The sequence below is a fragment of the Pontibacter sp. 13R65 genome (assembly GCF_047525655.1).
Lineage (GTDB): Bacteria > Bacteroidota > Bacteroidia > Cytophagales > Hymenobacteraceae > Pontibacter.
The window spans coordinates 12,099-28,265 of the sequence record NZ_JBLIQL010000009.1 but is presented as its reverse complement, the minus strand read 5'-3'; the positions used below and the strand labels follow the sequence as shown (position 1 = coordinate 28,265).

At 44.1% G+C, this 16,167-nt stretch carries 9 protein-coding genes; 4 read left to right on the top strand and 5 right to left on the bottom strand.

The annotated features are described in order from the left end of the window. Nucleotides 1-1,122, top strand: coding sequence for a chorismate mutase (locus ACMA1I_RS12510; RefSeq protein WP_337068691.1), 1,122 nt, complete (start codon nt 1-3; stop codon nt 1,120-1,122). Nucleotides 1,123-1,447: 325 nt separating this feature from the next. Here ACMA1I_RS12510 and ACMA1I_RS12505 read toward each other — a convergent pair whose 3' ends face one another. The 4 genes from ACMA1I_RS12505 to ACMA1I_RS12490 form a co-directional block, all read right to left on the bottom strand. Further along, the gene (locus ACMA1I_RS12505; protein WP_337068690.1) at nt 1,448-1,786 is read right to left on the bottom strand and encodes a DUF3817 domain-containing protein; all 339 of its coding nucleotides are present in this window, start codon (nt 1,784-1,786) and stop codon (nt 1,448-1,450) included. A gap of 457 nt (nt 1,787-2,243) precedes the next feature. After that, nucleotides 2,244-5,204, bottom strand: coding sequence for an ELWxxDGT repeat protein (locus ACMA1I_RS12500; RefSeq protein ID WP_337068689.1), 2,961 nt, complete (start codon nt 5,202-5,204; stop codon nt 2,244-2,246). Between the two features lie 628 nt (nt 5,205-5,832). Next, complete coding sequence (locus ACMA1I_RS12495) at nt 5,833-6,906, bottom strand: bile acid:sodium symporter family protein (RefSeq protein ID WP_337068688.1); 1,074 nt, start codon at nt 6,904-6,906, stop codon at nt 5,833-5,835. Between the two features lie 194 nt (nt 6,907-7,100). Further along, entirely contained in the window at nt 7,101-9,086 is a 1,986-nt protein-coding gene (locus tag ACMA1I_RS12490; protein WP_337068687.1) for a biosynthetic peptidoglycan transglycosylase, read from the bottom strand. A gap of 411 nt (nt 9,087-9,497) precedes the next feature. Here ACMA1I_RS12490 and purB point away from each other — a divergent pair, with 411 nt between their 5' ends. From purB to ACMA1I_RS12475, 3 genes are all read left to right on the top strand, one after another. Further along, entirely contained in the window at nt 9,498-10,850 is a 1,353-nt protein-coding gene (gene purB / locus ACMA1I_RS12485) for an adenylosuccinate lyase (protein WP_337068686.1), read from the top strand. A gap of 384 nt (nt 10,851-11,234) precedes the next feature. Next, nucleotides 11,235-12,752 (top strand): hypothetical protein, encoded by a 1,518-nt coding sequence (locus ACMA1I_RS12480; protein ID WP_337068685.1) that lies wholly within the window; start codon nt 11,235-11,237, stop codon nt 12,750-12,752. Nucleotides 12,753-13,043: 291 nt separating this feature from the next. Beyond that, complete coding sequence (locus ACMA1I_RS12475; protein WP_337068684.1) at nt 13,044-13,547, top strand: phosphoheptose isomerase; 504 nt, start codon at nt 13,044-13,046, stop codon at nt 13,545-13,547. A gap of 163 nt (nt 13,548-13,710) precedes the next feature. On the opposite strand, the gene ACMA1I_RS12470 is transcribed toward ACMA1I_RS12475, so the two are convergent. Further along, complete coding sequence (locus ACMA1I_RS12470) at nt 13,711-16,161, bottom strand: hypothetical protein (protein WP_337068683.1); 2,451 nt, start codon at nt 16,159-16,161, stop codon at nt 13,711-13,713. Between the last annotated feature and the right edge of the window lie 6 nt (nt 16,162-16,167).

The following is a 16,167-nucleotide window of genomic DNA, read 5'->3' as shown; positions in this document are numbered from 1 at the left end:
ATGAGTTCAAATAATCCAAACCTTCAGCTAGCAACTAAGACCAAGATTTTAAATGGAGGCCCATTGCCAACGGTAATCGCTGGTCCTTGTAGCGCAGAAAGCGAAGAGCAAATGCTCCAGACTGCGCGTGAGTTAAAGAAAGACCACAGAGTATCTGTTTTCAGAGCAGGTATCTGGAAACCACGTACGCGTCCGGGCATGTTCGAAGGAATCGGTACAGTTGGTCTGGAGTGGCTCAACACCGTGAAGCAGGAAACTGGCCTGTTAACTACTTGCGAGGTAGCTAACGCCAGCCATGTAGAAGAATCTCTTAAATATGGTGTGGATATTCTTTGGATAGGTGCCCGCACAACGGTAAACCCTTTCTCAGTTCAGGAAATTGCTGATGCCCTTCGCGGTGTTGACATCCCGGTGATGGTTAAAAACCCGGTTAACCCTGATATTCAGCTGTGGGTTGGTGCGCTGGAGCGTCTGAACCAGGCAGGTATTACAGATCTTGGCCTCATCCACAGAGGGTTCTCTACGCCAAACAACAAGCCTTACCGTAACCACCCGAAATGGGAAACTATCAAGCAAATAAAAGCGCTGTTGCCAGGTGTGCCATTGCTTTGCGACCCAAGCCACGTAGCTGGCCGTCGTGATTTGCTGCAGACAGTAAGCCAGCAGGCGCTGCACTTAGGTGTGGATGGTCTGATGATTGAAACGCACAACAACCCGGATGTAGCCTGGAGCGATGCCTCACAGCAAGTAACACCAGCTGGTCTTGACTCCCTGCTTACCTCGCTCGACCTGGATACGGAGCACGTTGCCAGCCCGGAGCAATTGCAGGAGCTGCGTAACCTCATCGACAAGCTGGACACGGACCTGATCAACGTGTTGTTCCTCCGTTCAGATGTTTCCAAGCGAATTGGTGAGTACAAAAAAGCCAATAAACTCGACATCTTTCAGGCAGACCGCTGGAATCAAATGGTAGAAAACAGAATGCGTGTTGCTAACGAAACTGGTCTGGAAGAGAGTTTTGTAAGAGCCATTTTCGATGCCATTCACCAGCACTCTATGGGCGTTCAGAATGAGATCTTGGCTACAAACGCGGCTAAATCAAAAGCAGAGTCTCTTTCTTAAGAATTCGCTTTACAGGCCTTGCCTGATGGAATAAAAAAGCGAAGCACTTTACAGAAGGTGCTTCGCTTTTTTTGTGCCTATAGAGTAAGATGCTAACTATCAGCGCCTGCACGGAACAAGATATGCTGACCTTTTGTACGGCTAAGCGAAATACTCTTAATGTAGCAACTCTTTAAGCAGTCTTTTTTAAATACCAATCCTGATCTTTAAACACGATTAGTTTATAATCTTTTTGCCTAAAGCGCTAATAACAAAAAACGGCTCCGGAAGGGAATTTTCATTAGAATAATTCCCTTCCGGAGCCGTTCCTGTACCGAGTTGATATTTATGCTACTTCTTTAACCGAAGCGTTTCTGGCAGCATCCTCTTCCTTCTTCAGTTTTCCGTCTATCAGGAAAGGGCCGAAAGGCAGTAACGATGCAAACAAGGATATAGCAATTTTTTTAAGAGACCAATTATGATCCATAGCGGCTTGCGCTACGGCACCGATGTAGAGCACGAACAGTACGCCATGCGCCCAGCCTACAAACTTCACAGCTTCTGGTATGCCGGCCATGTACTTTAGTGGCATGGCTATGCCAAGTAGCAGTAAAAACGATATACCTTCTAAAATACCGATGGCACGAAGCCGACCGATGACTGTGTTTGAAAAATTGTTTTTCATTGTAAAAATGGTTTTGATAGCTACAGTACTCTGACAACTGAAATCCTTATTCCGTTCCCCTGCTCCCGAAAATTACGCCTACAACATCAACGCCCTTCTTCATTTTTCATTGCCCCTGGTAAAGGTAAGCCATCAGGTGCAATTTCCCAACCTGTTTCTACTCCGCCCCTGTCCTACTACAACAACAACTCTACCTAGTTGCTTAGAGCTGAATTCTTCTAATGAAAATCGCCTTCCGGAGGTGTTCCTGTAATTTTTTGGTCTAGGGTTGAAAAACTAATCTTTCTTATAACAGAGAGCTTTTGATATGATAAACTAAAAGATGAAATAATTTTACCAACTAACCGTGTGTGCTCCTACCTGTTCTACTTGAGCGGCAGGTATTAAGGCCTTTAAGAACAGTTTTACAAAATCTTAATCCTTTATCATTTATTTCCGCTCTGTTGGTGTAGCATGCTTACATACTTTGTTTGATAAATTTTCGGGTGAATCGTTCCTGCCCTATTTCGAAAGTAATAAGGTAAATACCAGGAGTTAAGTTACCAATGTGTACTTTTTTCCCCTCCAAACTGGTAGCTACTTCTTGTTTCCTGCCCACCATATCGAAAATGGAAATATTCTTTATCCTACCTCCACTCAATCCATCATAATCAACTGTCAAATGATCTGTGGCAGGATTAGGAAATACTGTCAGACTTTTTGTAAAAATATCATCTTCCACGTTAGCCACTACACCGTTTGCGAGAGACCATAGTTGCCTACCCTCACTGGCAGTATTAGCCATAAAGAAAATTTCTTTGTCAATGGACATGATATTAGAGGGGGCAGAATGATTTTCACCTGGCAAAATGTCTGCGACCATAGTAAAACTACTTCCGTTTGTTACCCAAAGTTCAGTTCCGTAGGCTGGTGTGGTAGCACTGAAATACATCTTATCTTCGATGAGCGTTAGGTTGCCTGGAAAAGAACCGTGAGCTCCCTCTGCTATGTCATGCACCATAACGGTATTAGCAGCTGTACCATCAGTAGACCAAAGCTCCGTACCGTGCTCTCCATCGGTAGCAGCAAAGTAAAGTTTGTTGTTATAAATGGTAAAGTTCGGGTTAGATATAGCTGATAATTTACCTGGAGCAATTTCTTTCAGCATACTAGTACCAGCAAAAGTGCCGTCCGTTTTCCAAATCTCATTGCCAGATGATTCGTTGGAGGCGACAAAATACATAGCATTATTGTAGGCAAATAGATCTCGAATATTAGTTAACGGTAGTTGTTCAGGCTCAAAAACTGGTTTAGTACCGGTTGCGGTGCCATCGGATTTCCAGAGCATAAGTGGTGAAAAAGAACTGCCTGTCTGATTCGCGACAATATAGACATACCCATCTTGCCCATAGGTTAATTGATAGATATTTTTTAGATCTTTTATCTTAACTGTGCCAGCTTCTGTGCCATCGCTAGCCCATAAGTAATCCCCTCCTCCTGATACAGAGAAGTAAGCTTTCTCTCCAGCTGCTATAATATTGGTTATCCAATTAGAATTGCCTAAACTGTTGACTCCTACATCTATCAACTTTGTAATTGAAGAACCATCTGTTATCATTAAATGGTCTCTGGAATCATTTGATATTCTAAAATATAAAGTATGGTCACATACATTGGTCAGCAAAGTGGGTGATGATGATCCTTGTCCTGGCACCATATCGCTTACCAGGGAGGTACCGTCAGACGTTCCATCTGTAACCCAAAGTTGACGGCCTGTTTCAGGCTGAAGAGCAGAGAAAAACAATTTACTCTTAAATTTACAGGCATCTTGAGGGGTTGAGGACGCTGCACCTTTATTAATATCAGTAAGAACTGAGGTTACTTTCGTTTTACTATCGTAGCGCATAAGTTCATATCCAACCCCTGTTCCTGGGTCATTGGCACCAAATACTATTGAATTGCCTACTGATTTCATCATTGAAAAATTTAAACCCATCTTTCCAGTATGTATATTCTTAAGTAGCCCTGTATTGGCAGGGACGCCATCAGTAATCCAGAGTTCTACACCCTGCTTGGGTGTTAATGCGGAGAAAAAGAATTTGTTTTTGTATGGATGGAAATGATTAGTGTAATATATGTCAGGTCCTACTTCCTTAGTACCGGCTTCGATGTTTATGAAATATGAACTCTTGTAAGTAGTACTTGTGCGTTTTGTTACACCTGCCACAATACTTCCATTCAGGTTATACAGCATGTTAGCCATTCGACCAAAATAAAAAGAATCAGGCTTGTTCATTCCATCCTCCAGCTGAATGATTGAGGTAACGGCAAGATCTTTAGGGTTAAAGCTAACTATAGAAGTACTTCCTTCGGTCGCACCTTTGCTTGTGAACAGAAGCTTGCCATCTTTAGGTAATAAATTGGAAGGTGCAAAATATTGACTTGAATTTGTGTCGTAGACCAGCCTTGTATTTGCATTTGTGCCATCACTTTCCCATATGAAGTGTCTATTGTTGTGAAGCACGAAAAATGAAAAGTACATTTTATCATCTAACTCAACAACATCCGTATATCCAACAAAATTACTTCCGTTGTTAATACTTACTACTGTTTCAGTGTTCACAACTGAGCCGTCTGTTTTCATTATTCCGCTCTCAGTAACAAAATACAAGTAGTTCTTATAGAAAATGTGCTGTGTTAAATAAGATGTACCTCCTGAACCTAAACCATTAGTACCTGCTCCATTTCCAATAAGTCTGTCTGCTAACAAAATTGTACCTGCAGTAGTGCCGTCACTGCGCCATAAACTGGCACCTGTATTAGTGAAGCTACTTAACTCAAAATAAAATAAGCCGTTCAAGCTTCCTTCAAAGCTAGCTACGCTCTTACTGATTTGTATATTATCCATTATCAAAGCGGATACACTAGTAGATATGTTTGTTTTTATAAATGTTGTGCCAGCTTTTGAGCCATCAGTTTTCCATAGTTGCAAATATCCGTTGTCATCAACAAGAAAGAATATCTGGTCACCAACAATTGTTAGTGTTTTAATATACTTATCAGTGAAATCAGTCACTCTTTCTACTTCATCATTGTTTTTGTTTATTTTAAACACCTGATGACCACCTGTTCCGTCCGCTGCAATAAAAAAAAGCTCGTTATTAAGAATCAACAGGCTCTTAGGACTAGCGTATCCTGGACCAGGATTTAAGTCTACGAATAATTTAGTGTTTGCCTCTGTTCCATCGCTCACCCACAGCTCTTCTCCATAAAAATCAGAGGAGGCCGCAAAATATACTTTGCCTTTATACTCACAAAATTCTGATGGTGATGAAGGTAAGTCTGAGTCTTCATCCAGAATATGAGTTAGCTGCCTTTGTGCATTTACTTGCGCTGGTATAAAAGTGAGAAGTAGAAGGAGTAGAAGTTTATGATTCATATATAACTGTTTGATTATCTACAATAAAGGAATGTATTTCATGTCTGCATAGACAAAATCTCTCTCAAAGTTATACTGAATTTGCATTTTATTATAACAGGAGCTGTAAATTATATTCTTTCATAAAGAAATTGTCATAAAATAAATCTTTGAAAACAGTGTATTCTATGGAAGCAGCACCAAAAGCACAATGAGATACTGGGCTTAATTATATGGCTTAGAGCAATAATTAAATAAAAAGGTAGGATGAATAACTTCATACTCACATCTACCCGAGGTAAATATGAGCATGGAGTATAGAAAAGATAAAACTTCAGAGTTTGTTCTATCTAAGGTATGCTTATCTTCCATACACAGCATTGCCATGATCTACCATTCAGATACAATGACAAAGTTACCTTCATCACCAAATTTGTAATAGGAAGGTCTGCATCATAAAAATGCAACAACTAGCTACTATCATACAAGCCAACCTGAGAAAAAAAACCTATTCCAGGCTAATGACTAAAATGCTCTAAAGCAAGGAAGAGTAAGAGAACCTTTTGCTTGGTCAAGTCGAAAATTTATAAATGGCCGTTTCAAGACGAGCACTAATTTTTCTAATGAAAATTGCCTTCCGGAGGTCTTTTTATTCGGTGTCGGCACTGGCTTTTTTAGCTTGTTCTAAGGCTGTGGCGCCCATTCGTTGCGCCATCATACTCGACACCAGCAACTGCAAGGCGTGGTAGACCATAATTGGCAGCAAAATAATACCCACCATGTTGGCATCCGGGAACAGCACCTTTGACATAACGGTGCCGTGCACCAGCGATTTTTTAGAGCCACAGAAAATAGCTGTAACTCTGTCTTCGCGCTTAAAGCCAAACAGTCGGCTAAGGAGATTAATAAGCAGAAAGGCCAGGAAAAACAGCAGCAGCATGGCCACACTCAGCAACAGGATATCCTGCCAGCCGAAGGCACTGAACATATCACGTTCGAAAGATTCGCAGAAGGAAGTGTAGACAATGGTAAGGATAATAATCTGGTCGAAGTAGCGCAGCTTTTTCTTGTGCCGTTCTGCAAAGCTCCCCCAGCGCTTGTTTAGCAAAATACCCAATATAACTGGCAACAGTACCTGTAACACCAGCTTACCCAGCACATCGCCCATTTCAAAATCGGCGGTGCTGCTCCCCGACAGAAAAAGTCCCATCCAGAGCGGAGTAATAAAAATACCTAAGATGCTGGAAATACTCGCATTAAAAATGGCTGCCGGCATGTTGCCACCCGCTATAGCCACCATTACTACCGCCGACGAAACTGTAGAGGGGAGTGCCGCTACATAAAAGGAGCCTAGCCATAGCAGCTCATACTCCGTGCCTTCAAAAAAACTGTGAAGAGGTAACACCAGTAGCGGAAAGAGCAGAAAAGTGCTTAACTGCACCACCATGTGCAGTCGCCAGCTGCTTAGCCCCGACTTCAGTTTCTCAATACTCAAGCGTAAGCCGTAGAAAAAGAAGATAAGCGACACGCCATACCCGGCCACATCACCCAACGAAACAGGCTCCCGGTCTATTCCACCCTCTGGCCACAAATAAGCTAATCCAATCATGCCCAGGAGGGCCAGCAGAAACCAATCTAGCCCTATCTTGGCTGCCAAAGCCCCTACGCGGGGTACCAATCCAACTGCTTTTTGTGCTTCCTGTTCCGTTTTTTCCTTTTGCATGATTAGATTGAGATTTACTTCCTGGCGCTACAAAACCACCACATTAAATAATAAAAAGAAGGAGCAGCCGGACATCAACTTCAGAAATTATGGACACGCCCTCCTCTACAAAACTAAGAATTGATTGCTAAACGAAAAAAGCGACTCTTGCAAACAGTTACAAGAGTCGCTTCTAAAGCCTTTATGGCGTTAAATTAAAAATCGAGCATGTCAATGGTTTCGAGTTCAAATTCACGCGTATCTTCTTCTGTCGTGTCAGGTGCTGTCACGACTATGTCGCGAGCCCGACCACTGAGCCGCACGTTCGGGTACAAGTTGTCGTATTCTTCCTGACTGATAAGGCCCCGCCTTGCCATATGCCCGCCAATTAAACGGTAATACCCCGCCTTATGGCTACGCAGGTTGCCGGCACTATCGAAAGAAGATCGGTAACGCTTCGGGCTGGGAATAATACTTGTCAGGAAAATTGCTTCGGCTAGCGTCAGCTCCGATGGCTGCTTACCAAAATAAAACCTGGATGCATCTTTGGCCCCATAAATCTCTGGTCCCCACTCTATAATATTGAGGTACACCTCAAACATTCTGTGTTTAGAAACCAGGCGCTGATTTTCTATCAGCCACACAATAATGGCTTCTTCCACTTTGCGAGTCACAGTTTTTTGCCTGGTCAGGAACACGTTCTTCACCAACTGCATAGATATGGTGCTGCCGCCCCTCTTAAAGTCGCGCTCCTGTATATTTTTAGCAATTGCCTGCCGAAAAGCTTCTTCATGAAAGCCCTTGTGCCTATAAAAATAAGCATCTTCTGCCGTAAGAATGGCATTGCGCAGGTAAGGGCTAATCTGCTCTATTGGAGTGTAGAAGAAGTTAGAAGGTCCTACGGTAAAAGTACGGACCGGCTTGCCATACTCATACACGGTGTGTGAAAAAGAGCTATTTATCTTTTCGAGGTTGGTGCTGCCATACTCCACAATCTTAAAATCTTTGGAAGCATCCAGGTCAGAGTCGAACTTCACCGCTTCTACGCTATCCATGTTCAGATGGAAGTCCATTTTGTATTTCAGCTTTCCTTCTGCTTTGATACCTTCAAGGTTCTCGAACAAACCAGTGGGCAGCGATTCGAAAAAATCGTTGGCTGGCACATCGGCTGTCTTCACCTTCAGGTCCACAATATCAGCTTCGCCTTTGTTATAAGAAGCGAAAATATTGGCTTTCACTTTATTTATCCGCACTTGAGTTAAGCTATCAATCACATACAGATTCGGGCCGATGCTGATGGAGTAATCGATGGCCGCTTCTTTTACGTGTATATCTTCTGTGGCCAGCCGCTCGTGGTTTACGAAAAGGTCGTTTACCATAGCAGCTCCCTTTACTGTAAGAATATCGCGCCGGAAAGTTTTATCGGTAAGGCTAACGTAGAGGGTATCAAAAGACATTTCTCCGCCAAGCTTCGATTTAACGTAAGGCACTTTAATTCCACGCTCATCAAAAGCAAACAAGCTGGCCGAAATTACATAAGACCTTGGGTTAATGGCTCCATGCACCCGCATGTTGTTCCGTAGGGTATCTACTTGTATTGAGACCTGAGAATCTATTTCGCCATCGTCGATGGTAAGGTAAGGCATCCGTACGTCTATGGTCCGGTTGGTGGAGACATACGATACATTCAGGTTTCGGAAATACACCTGGTCCGGCACGTTATCAAAGGCCGTTTCTATGATATTGTTGAGCAGCCGGCCATAGTTGCGGGCTGTTTTCTCTGTGGTATCTACGGGAGCAGCATCTTCTCTTTTCAGCAGAAACGAGAAATTATTACCGCTGGAGTCGCGGCGGGCGGTCAGGTAGCCATTGGCTACTTCCAAACGCCTGAACACCACTCTTCCTTTAAAAATGGAGCGAAGGCTTACCGTGGCATTAACGGTGTCGGTGGTAAAAAGCGTGTCGCGGCCGTGGGGCACCAACGTTATGCCACTCAGTACAACCGATCTCAGATCAGTAAATTCAGCCTTCCCTATAGTAAATTTTACAGGATAGCGGCTTTCCACTTTTTCAGTAATGCGGGTAATGGAATACTCCAGAAGCTTGCCTCTAAATATAAGAAGCGAGATAAGCAGAATCAGAAAGAAGGCTAGTATGCCACCAGCCACCCAGATAAGTCTTTTTTTTAAACGAGGGTTCAAGTTTCGTGGGTTCAAATTATTCCGTTTCGAAATAGATGTAGTTAGCTAATTAAAATAATAATAAGAGGCCGCAATATACATGCAATGCCGGTATAGCAGGCACAAAAATATTGCCCTCCAATAATCTCCTCTACATACGGCAGATGCCTAGATTTGATTTGTACAAGTTTTAGAGCTTCTGCTTTAGATAGCAAACTGATTGCCAGAATGTTTTATCACACATACTTTTGTACCTGTAGCGGATGTCTCTGCCTATGGTGCGGTTCGAAAAAATCCAGGTTAACTTCAAACCAGGGTTTCCGATGCCGCTACTGTAGGAGTTGCCGCCGCATGACATACGCATACGGTTCAGGTATGTTTTTTTCGCATCCTTCGCGAATCATGCTTATATTTGAAACAAAGACATATTGCATGAACCTAACCACACTTTCCGCTATATCGCCGGTTGACGGCCGTTACCGCAGACTTACCACAGAACTGGCTGGCTATTTTTCTGAATTTGGCCTGATCCGCTATCGTGTTCTGGTAGAAGTGGAATACTTTATTGCGCTTTGTGAGCAGCCGCTGCCTTCGCTGGAAGGTGTTTCGGCCAGCACGTTTCCGAAGTTGCGGGCAATTTACGAGCAGTTTACGGAGCAGGATGCGCTCACTATAAAGGAGACTGAAAAAGTTACTAACCACGATGTAAAAGCCGTGGAGTATTTTATAAAAGATAAATTCGATGATTTAGGGCTTGGAGCCTACAAAGAGTTTATCCATTTCGGCCTCACCTCGCAGGATGTTAACAACACCGCCATACCCATGACCCTGCGCGAAGCAGATGAGCGGGTAATAATGCCTGCTTACCAGCAACTGCACCAAAAACTGGTGGAGCTCGCCCAGTTGTGGAAAGATATTCCCATGCTTGCCCACACCCATGGCCAGCCCGCCTCTCCTACTCGCCTGGGCAAGGAAATGATGGTGTTTGCGGAGCGCATGGAGCGGCAGCTAGACCTGCTGCGTCAGGTGCCGTTCTCAGCTAAGTTCGGGGGTGCTACCGGCAACTTTAATGCACATTATGTAGCTTACCCCAGCATTAATTGGCCTGAGTTTGGCAACCGCTTTGTACAGCAGGTGCTGGGCCTGCGCCGCAGCCAGTACACTACCCAAATTGAGCACTACGATAACCTGGCTGCTTATTTTGACGGATTAAAACGCCTCAATACCATTCTGATCGACTTTTCACGCGATGTGTGGCAGTACGTGTCGATGGGTTATTTTAAACAGAAAATCAAAGCTGGCGAAGTGGGTTCCTCGGCCATGCCGCATAAAGTGAACCCAATCGATTTCGAAAACGCGGAAGGTAACCTAGGCATTGCCAATGCGCTGCTGGAGCACCTATCAGCCAAGCTGCCTATTTCCAGGCTGCAACGCGACCTCACCGACTCTACTGTGCTGCGGAACGTAGGCGTGCCACTCGCGCACCTGCTGATTGCACTGAAATCGCTGGAAAAAGGTATTGGTAAATTAGAACTGAACGAAGCTGCCCTGAAGCATCACCTGGAAGAGAATTGGGCAGTAGTGGCAGAAGGCATCCAAACGGTGCTGCGCCGCGAGGGCTACCCGCAGCCTTACGAAGCACTTAAAGCACTTACCCGCAAAAACGAAAAGATTACAGAGCAAGCCATCAGCAGCTTTATCAATACGCTGGAGGTAAGCAATGCTGTAAAAGCAGAACTAAAGAAAATTACGCCCTATAACTACACGGGTGTAGACCTGATTTGATAACTGCTTCAAACCCTTGCTGACAACCAGCAAGGGTTTATAGTTAAATTGCCTCCGGAAGGACATTTTGATTAGCAGAATTACAAAACAGGTAATCGAGCGGGTAATTTCTTGCCCATTATGAGTATAACACCACCCTAACCTTTTCCAAATGGTCAGGCCGCTACTTAAATGGTAAAAGCTGTATAGTTTATGCTGTTTAGTCAACCCTGCACCTCCTTTTCATTTTTAGCTTTGCTTACTATCGACAACCACAACCATTGCTGGAGGTAAACTCCTACAAGCGCAACAGGCACAGAGTTAGTTTTTCTTTGTACCTGAAGTAAGTGCGGCTGCTCCTGGCAACATATTCTCCAAAAAAATCCATCTTTATTTTCTAAAAAGTTGAACTCTAGGCACACTGATTTTATAAGCATCTCAATACTGCTTCTTGCGTTTACCCTGCTTTATTACCCCGTTTGGATAGCAGAGTATGTCTACACCGACGAAGTGGTGCAGCTATGGTATTATGGCAAAGATCCCGATTTTCATATGTTTGTGAGCCTTGGCAGGTACATTACCGATGTACTAATGGGCTGGCTGTTTGGCAGCATCGATACGATAGCACAAATCAAGGTAGCGCGTATTTTCTCTTTTTTAGGTTGGGCCGCCTCTATACCGGTTTGGTACCTGCTCCTGAAAGATATTTTTAAGAGAGAGCAGCTGCCGCAGTCATTAGCCTTCTTGTCTGTGTTTTACCTAATTTGTATGCCACCGCTTAGCATTTCTGTGCTTTGGGCCTCTTGCCTGGAGCTTTTTCTGGCAAACACCTGTGGCTTTGTAGCAGGTTACCTGATGTATCGTGGTACCAGGCTAGAAAATGGACAACTGAAGTTTATCTGGGCTTTGGTATGTTTGTCAGCCGTTTTTGGCATTGTGGCGCTATTTACTTACCAGAATGGTTTTGGTTTCTTTTTCCTTCCGTTTATCATACACGCGCTTCGCCCGAACAAAAACTTTGTTTACTTGGCGTATGCTATTGTTGCTTTTGCCTGTATTACAGGGCTTTATTTCCTTATCTTCAAATTAAGTATGTCGCTAGCCGGAATGGGAGCCGATAACCGGGCGGGTCTGCATATTTATCCTTGGGATAAACTGAAATTCTTTTTCACACGGCCAATGAGTAGCGCCTTTCATTTAACTTACCTTTTCAACGAGAAGAGTATAGCAGGCTATATAGTATATGCGGCTTTATTTGGTGGCTGGTTGTTCTTGTACTGGTTGCGCAACAAAGGGCAAAGTGTACAGCAGAAGGTCATAAGCCTGGGTTTTATTTTTGCTTTACTCATGCTATCATACCTGCCCTCTATGGTTGTTAAAGAGAACTATGCCTCTAACCGTACTTTACTGGCTCTGCACCTGGCTGTTTTTATCTTAATAGCTGAATGCATCTTTTTTTACTTTAAGAAGCAGGAAACGCAACAGACTATAGTTACAATCTTCGCTATTTTGTTTTTGTTCAATGCACGATACAACGTGCAGCAGCTTTACCTTAAACCAGTGCAGCAGGAGTACACGTTGGTTCGAGATTATATAGTGCGTAACTATAAGACTGGTATGCAAACAGTTAACTTTGTGCAGCCCCAGGAGGACTTTTTTGTGCGGCAATATGGTATTACACGGTCTTGGGACGAATTTGGTGTTCCTTCCACTTTTTTTAGTTGGGTACCGGCTTACTTTATGCGGCAGGTAGTGTTCGAAATAACAGGAGACAGGTCTGCAGCAGAAGCTTTGCAAATTACCCAATGGCCCGACAGGCCAGCCTACGAAGCAGCTGGCACTACAAGTTCACCCAACACCCTATTCCTAGATATCGAAGAGATAATAAAAGCCAGCAGTAACAAAAGCCTTACGTCTGATTAACTCTTAAACAACTTAAAGCTGTAAGTCTTTGCTGGTAAAATACCCTGTAAGGACTTATAGCTAAATTGCCTCCTGGAGGGTATTTTGATTAGCAGAATTTAACTTTTGAGATCAAATCTATTCAGGCCTGATGAGAACGTTTCTTGAATGGATGCAGTAGTATTCTCTCTACTTATGTCTTTCACCTTTTCGAGTCTACTTACACTACATTTCTAAAATATAGTTATATTGCTGCTCCTAAATATGCTTATTTTGAGTAGGGAAAATCATACATTTTCAATCTAAGGAAACATGACACTAGAAACTGAGAAGCTATCGCTTTTTAAAGAAATAGAGCAAAAGCTAACCCAACAAGGGTTCACCATAGATAAGCAAGACCCAACCCGACCTTGGGGTGGTTTCTTTGTAATAAACGAGGATCAGGCACAACAATTCGCAGATACTTACTTTGATGGCTTATCTGTAGAAAGCCTGCGCATTTCAGGTAAGCTGAGCCCAAAAATTTTGGTTGTGGCACCAGAAAAAAGGTTATCCTGGCAATATCACCATCGTAGAGCCGAAATCTGGAAAGTAGTAAAAGGCACTGTTGGCGTTGTTACCAGCGACACTGACGAAGAAGGCGACACTAAAACTTTAAGCCCTGGCGAGTTAATTACACTAAAGCAAGGAGAGCGCCATAGATTAGTAGGTTTGCAGGATTGGGGAATTCTGGCAGAAATATGGCAACATACCGATGTGGAACTGCCATCTGATGAAGAAGATATTGTGCGGGTACAAGACGACTTTGGCCGATAACCAAAACTTATTGCCACTTACTCACAATTATTCTAATCAATATGGCCTTCCTGAGCCTTTTCAGGTCCGTTTAGGTCCAGGCCTTACCATCAGCATCCCGGAATTTCTGTTACAGAGCAGGAATTCCGGGATGCCTGTTTTAATACCAAATGCAAAAACTTGCTTACAGTGGTTGCTTTACTTCAAAAGTTAATGTCTGGCTGCCAAAAAGACCATTATTTGTGATGCCCTGCACTACCAGCAGGTAAATGCCAGCACTATCGGAGGTAAAGAAGCTGGCCCTGCCTTTTCCGTCTGCCTTAGTCAGGATTTGCGGCGACCAATAAAGTAGATTACGAAAATCAGGGAGCCGGCTTTGTTTCTCCTCGGCAGTAGCGTAAGCAGGGGCATAAAACTCCCTTTCCTGCTGCAAACCCTCATACTCCATCATTAATGCTCGCGGGTCCAGAGGGAAACCACCCAAGTCGCCTTTGTAAGTAGCGTAACTAACAATTCCATCGTACAAAACCGGTCCATGCAAAAAAGTGGCGGTAATCACATCTAATCGTTTCACTAATAGCGGATCAAAGGCCATTATCTTGTCTATATCGAACACTGGCACTCCATCTAGCAGCACCATCGGGTCTTCTTTAAAATACGTTTTGTAAGGCTTGTTTACGAGCAGAAAATGAAACCGCCCTCTCCTTTTCCGTACCATCACCCCCGACACATATTCCCGCATCACTTCCTCCATTACCTTAAAGCGGGTATAGTCATCTAAAAAATATTGCTGGTCCGGATGCCCATAAAAGGCAATACTATCTATACCGCTGGGCTTAAACAGCTGGCGGTAAGCTCTAAAATATAGCTGTTGTGCCTCGACCTCCTTATGACGCAGTGCAATACTATGCTCCAACGATTCCGAGACATCAAAAATGGGCCGGGTATATGCTGTGTACTTTTCTGAAAAAGGATTAAAAACCTCAAAATGATAGGTACTATCTTCCCTGAAATCTGTCTGGAGCACAATTTCTCTCGGACCTAGAAAGTCCTTTACTTCAAACTGAAAAACACCGGAAGAGTCGCTAACCGCATGGTAGAGCCTCACATGCCGCGAAGGCGACCCCAAATAAGCAGCTATACCAGAAGCAGGAGCACCCGAAACCGAGTGGCTCAACCGCCCCCTGATCAGGTGACCATCGTATTCTGGCGTATAGCTAATAGTACGGGCTGTCCTGTTTTGTATGTCTTCCCACTTAAACCGGCTCCAGCCATGCGTCAGCATCAGGTTATCCACCGCCTCCCGGGCCTTCGAATCCTTATTAGTAAGATAGTACATGGGGTTCTCTACCTGCCCCTGTAATTCTGAAGTTAACAACAGGTAGGAGCTGATATCAGTAGTGGGCACTGTCTGGCTTTCGTCAAGGCGGTAAACAGCCAACGAAAGATCTGCAGGCACTACAGAGCCTGGCTCAGACTGTGTCAGCAGGTTTACCTGAACCTCCTCGCGCTGGCTGAAAGCGTTTTTTGCAACGGTGGCTTCTATGTCGAGTTTTTGCGTAGGCTGCTTAAAGTAAAGGCGCTCGCAAACCGGCTGCCTCTTGCTATTAAAAAGTGTAAAGTGAGTGATCCCATCGGCCAGAGAATCTGTGGAAACAGTAAATACCGTTTCGCCCTCTGATATAAAACCAGCCGCCCCCACAGCTACCATTTGCCGGGCATGCCCAAGCAGATAAACCTGCTCTTTCTGCCCAAGTGTAGAACGCACTATAAGCTTTAATGCTGATGTGCCCGCTTCCTGTAGCTGTAGTGTGTATCCTTGTTCATAAACTGGGGGGAGTTGCTGTGCCAGCACCCGTTGGCTATCGGCCCGCACCACAGCTGTATAAACTTCGTCTGCGCCTGGAGTAAATGTAAAATGACCAATACCAAAGGCTGCCGGCTCAAAGGTAGCCACTACATTTCCTATACGGTTGCGTACTTCTCCTGTGGCAGCTATTCCTTTTCCTGTGCTGGCATCTATAACTTTAAAAGCGACTTTGCACGGCAGCCCTTGCACCAGGTTTCCTCCTTCGGGAAAAAACTGCACACTCAGTGCTGCTGCCTCTTCTGCCGGTTTCAGGTCCAGCTTTTTGTAGATGTTTAGAATAGTAACAGGCTGCTCAAAATAAAACTCCGGCTCAAAGTTTTTCATCCAGTTAGTATAAGCCCTTACTGTGTAGTGCCCGGAGTTAAGGGTAAACGGCACCTGAAACGACCCTTTACCCATCCCATCCTTTAAGGGAACTTTACCCTGTAGTACCGGCTGGTTCTGCGCATCCAGCACTTCTACATACGCAAGTTTGCTCATGTGCAGAGGGCGGTGCAGTGTTCCATCCACATTATAGAGTTTAAACCACATGGTTTCACCACTCAGGTACTGTGGCCTGTCGAGGTGCAGAAACACCTTTTCCTGTAGAGCTTGCTGCCGGTGTGTCTTCAGGTCTTTTACTATTCCTGCCAAACCAGTTTGTTGTGCAGCGGCAGACATGGTTATCAACCACAAGCAAAATACAATCGCCCATATGGCAGTCACACTTCTTCCTGATTGCTTTAGCCCATGCTGCTTTTTCGCATCTTGTTGTAGTAGCTCCATGCTCAA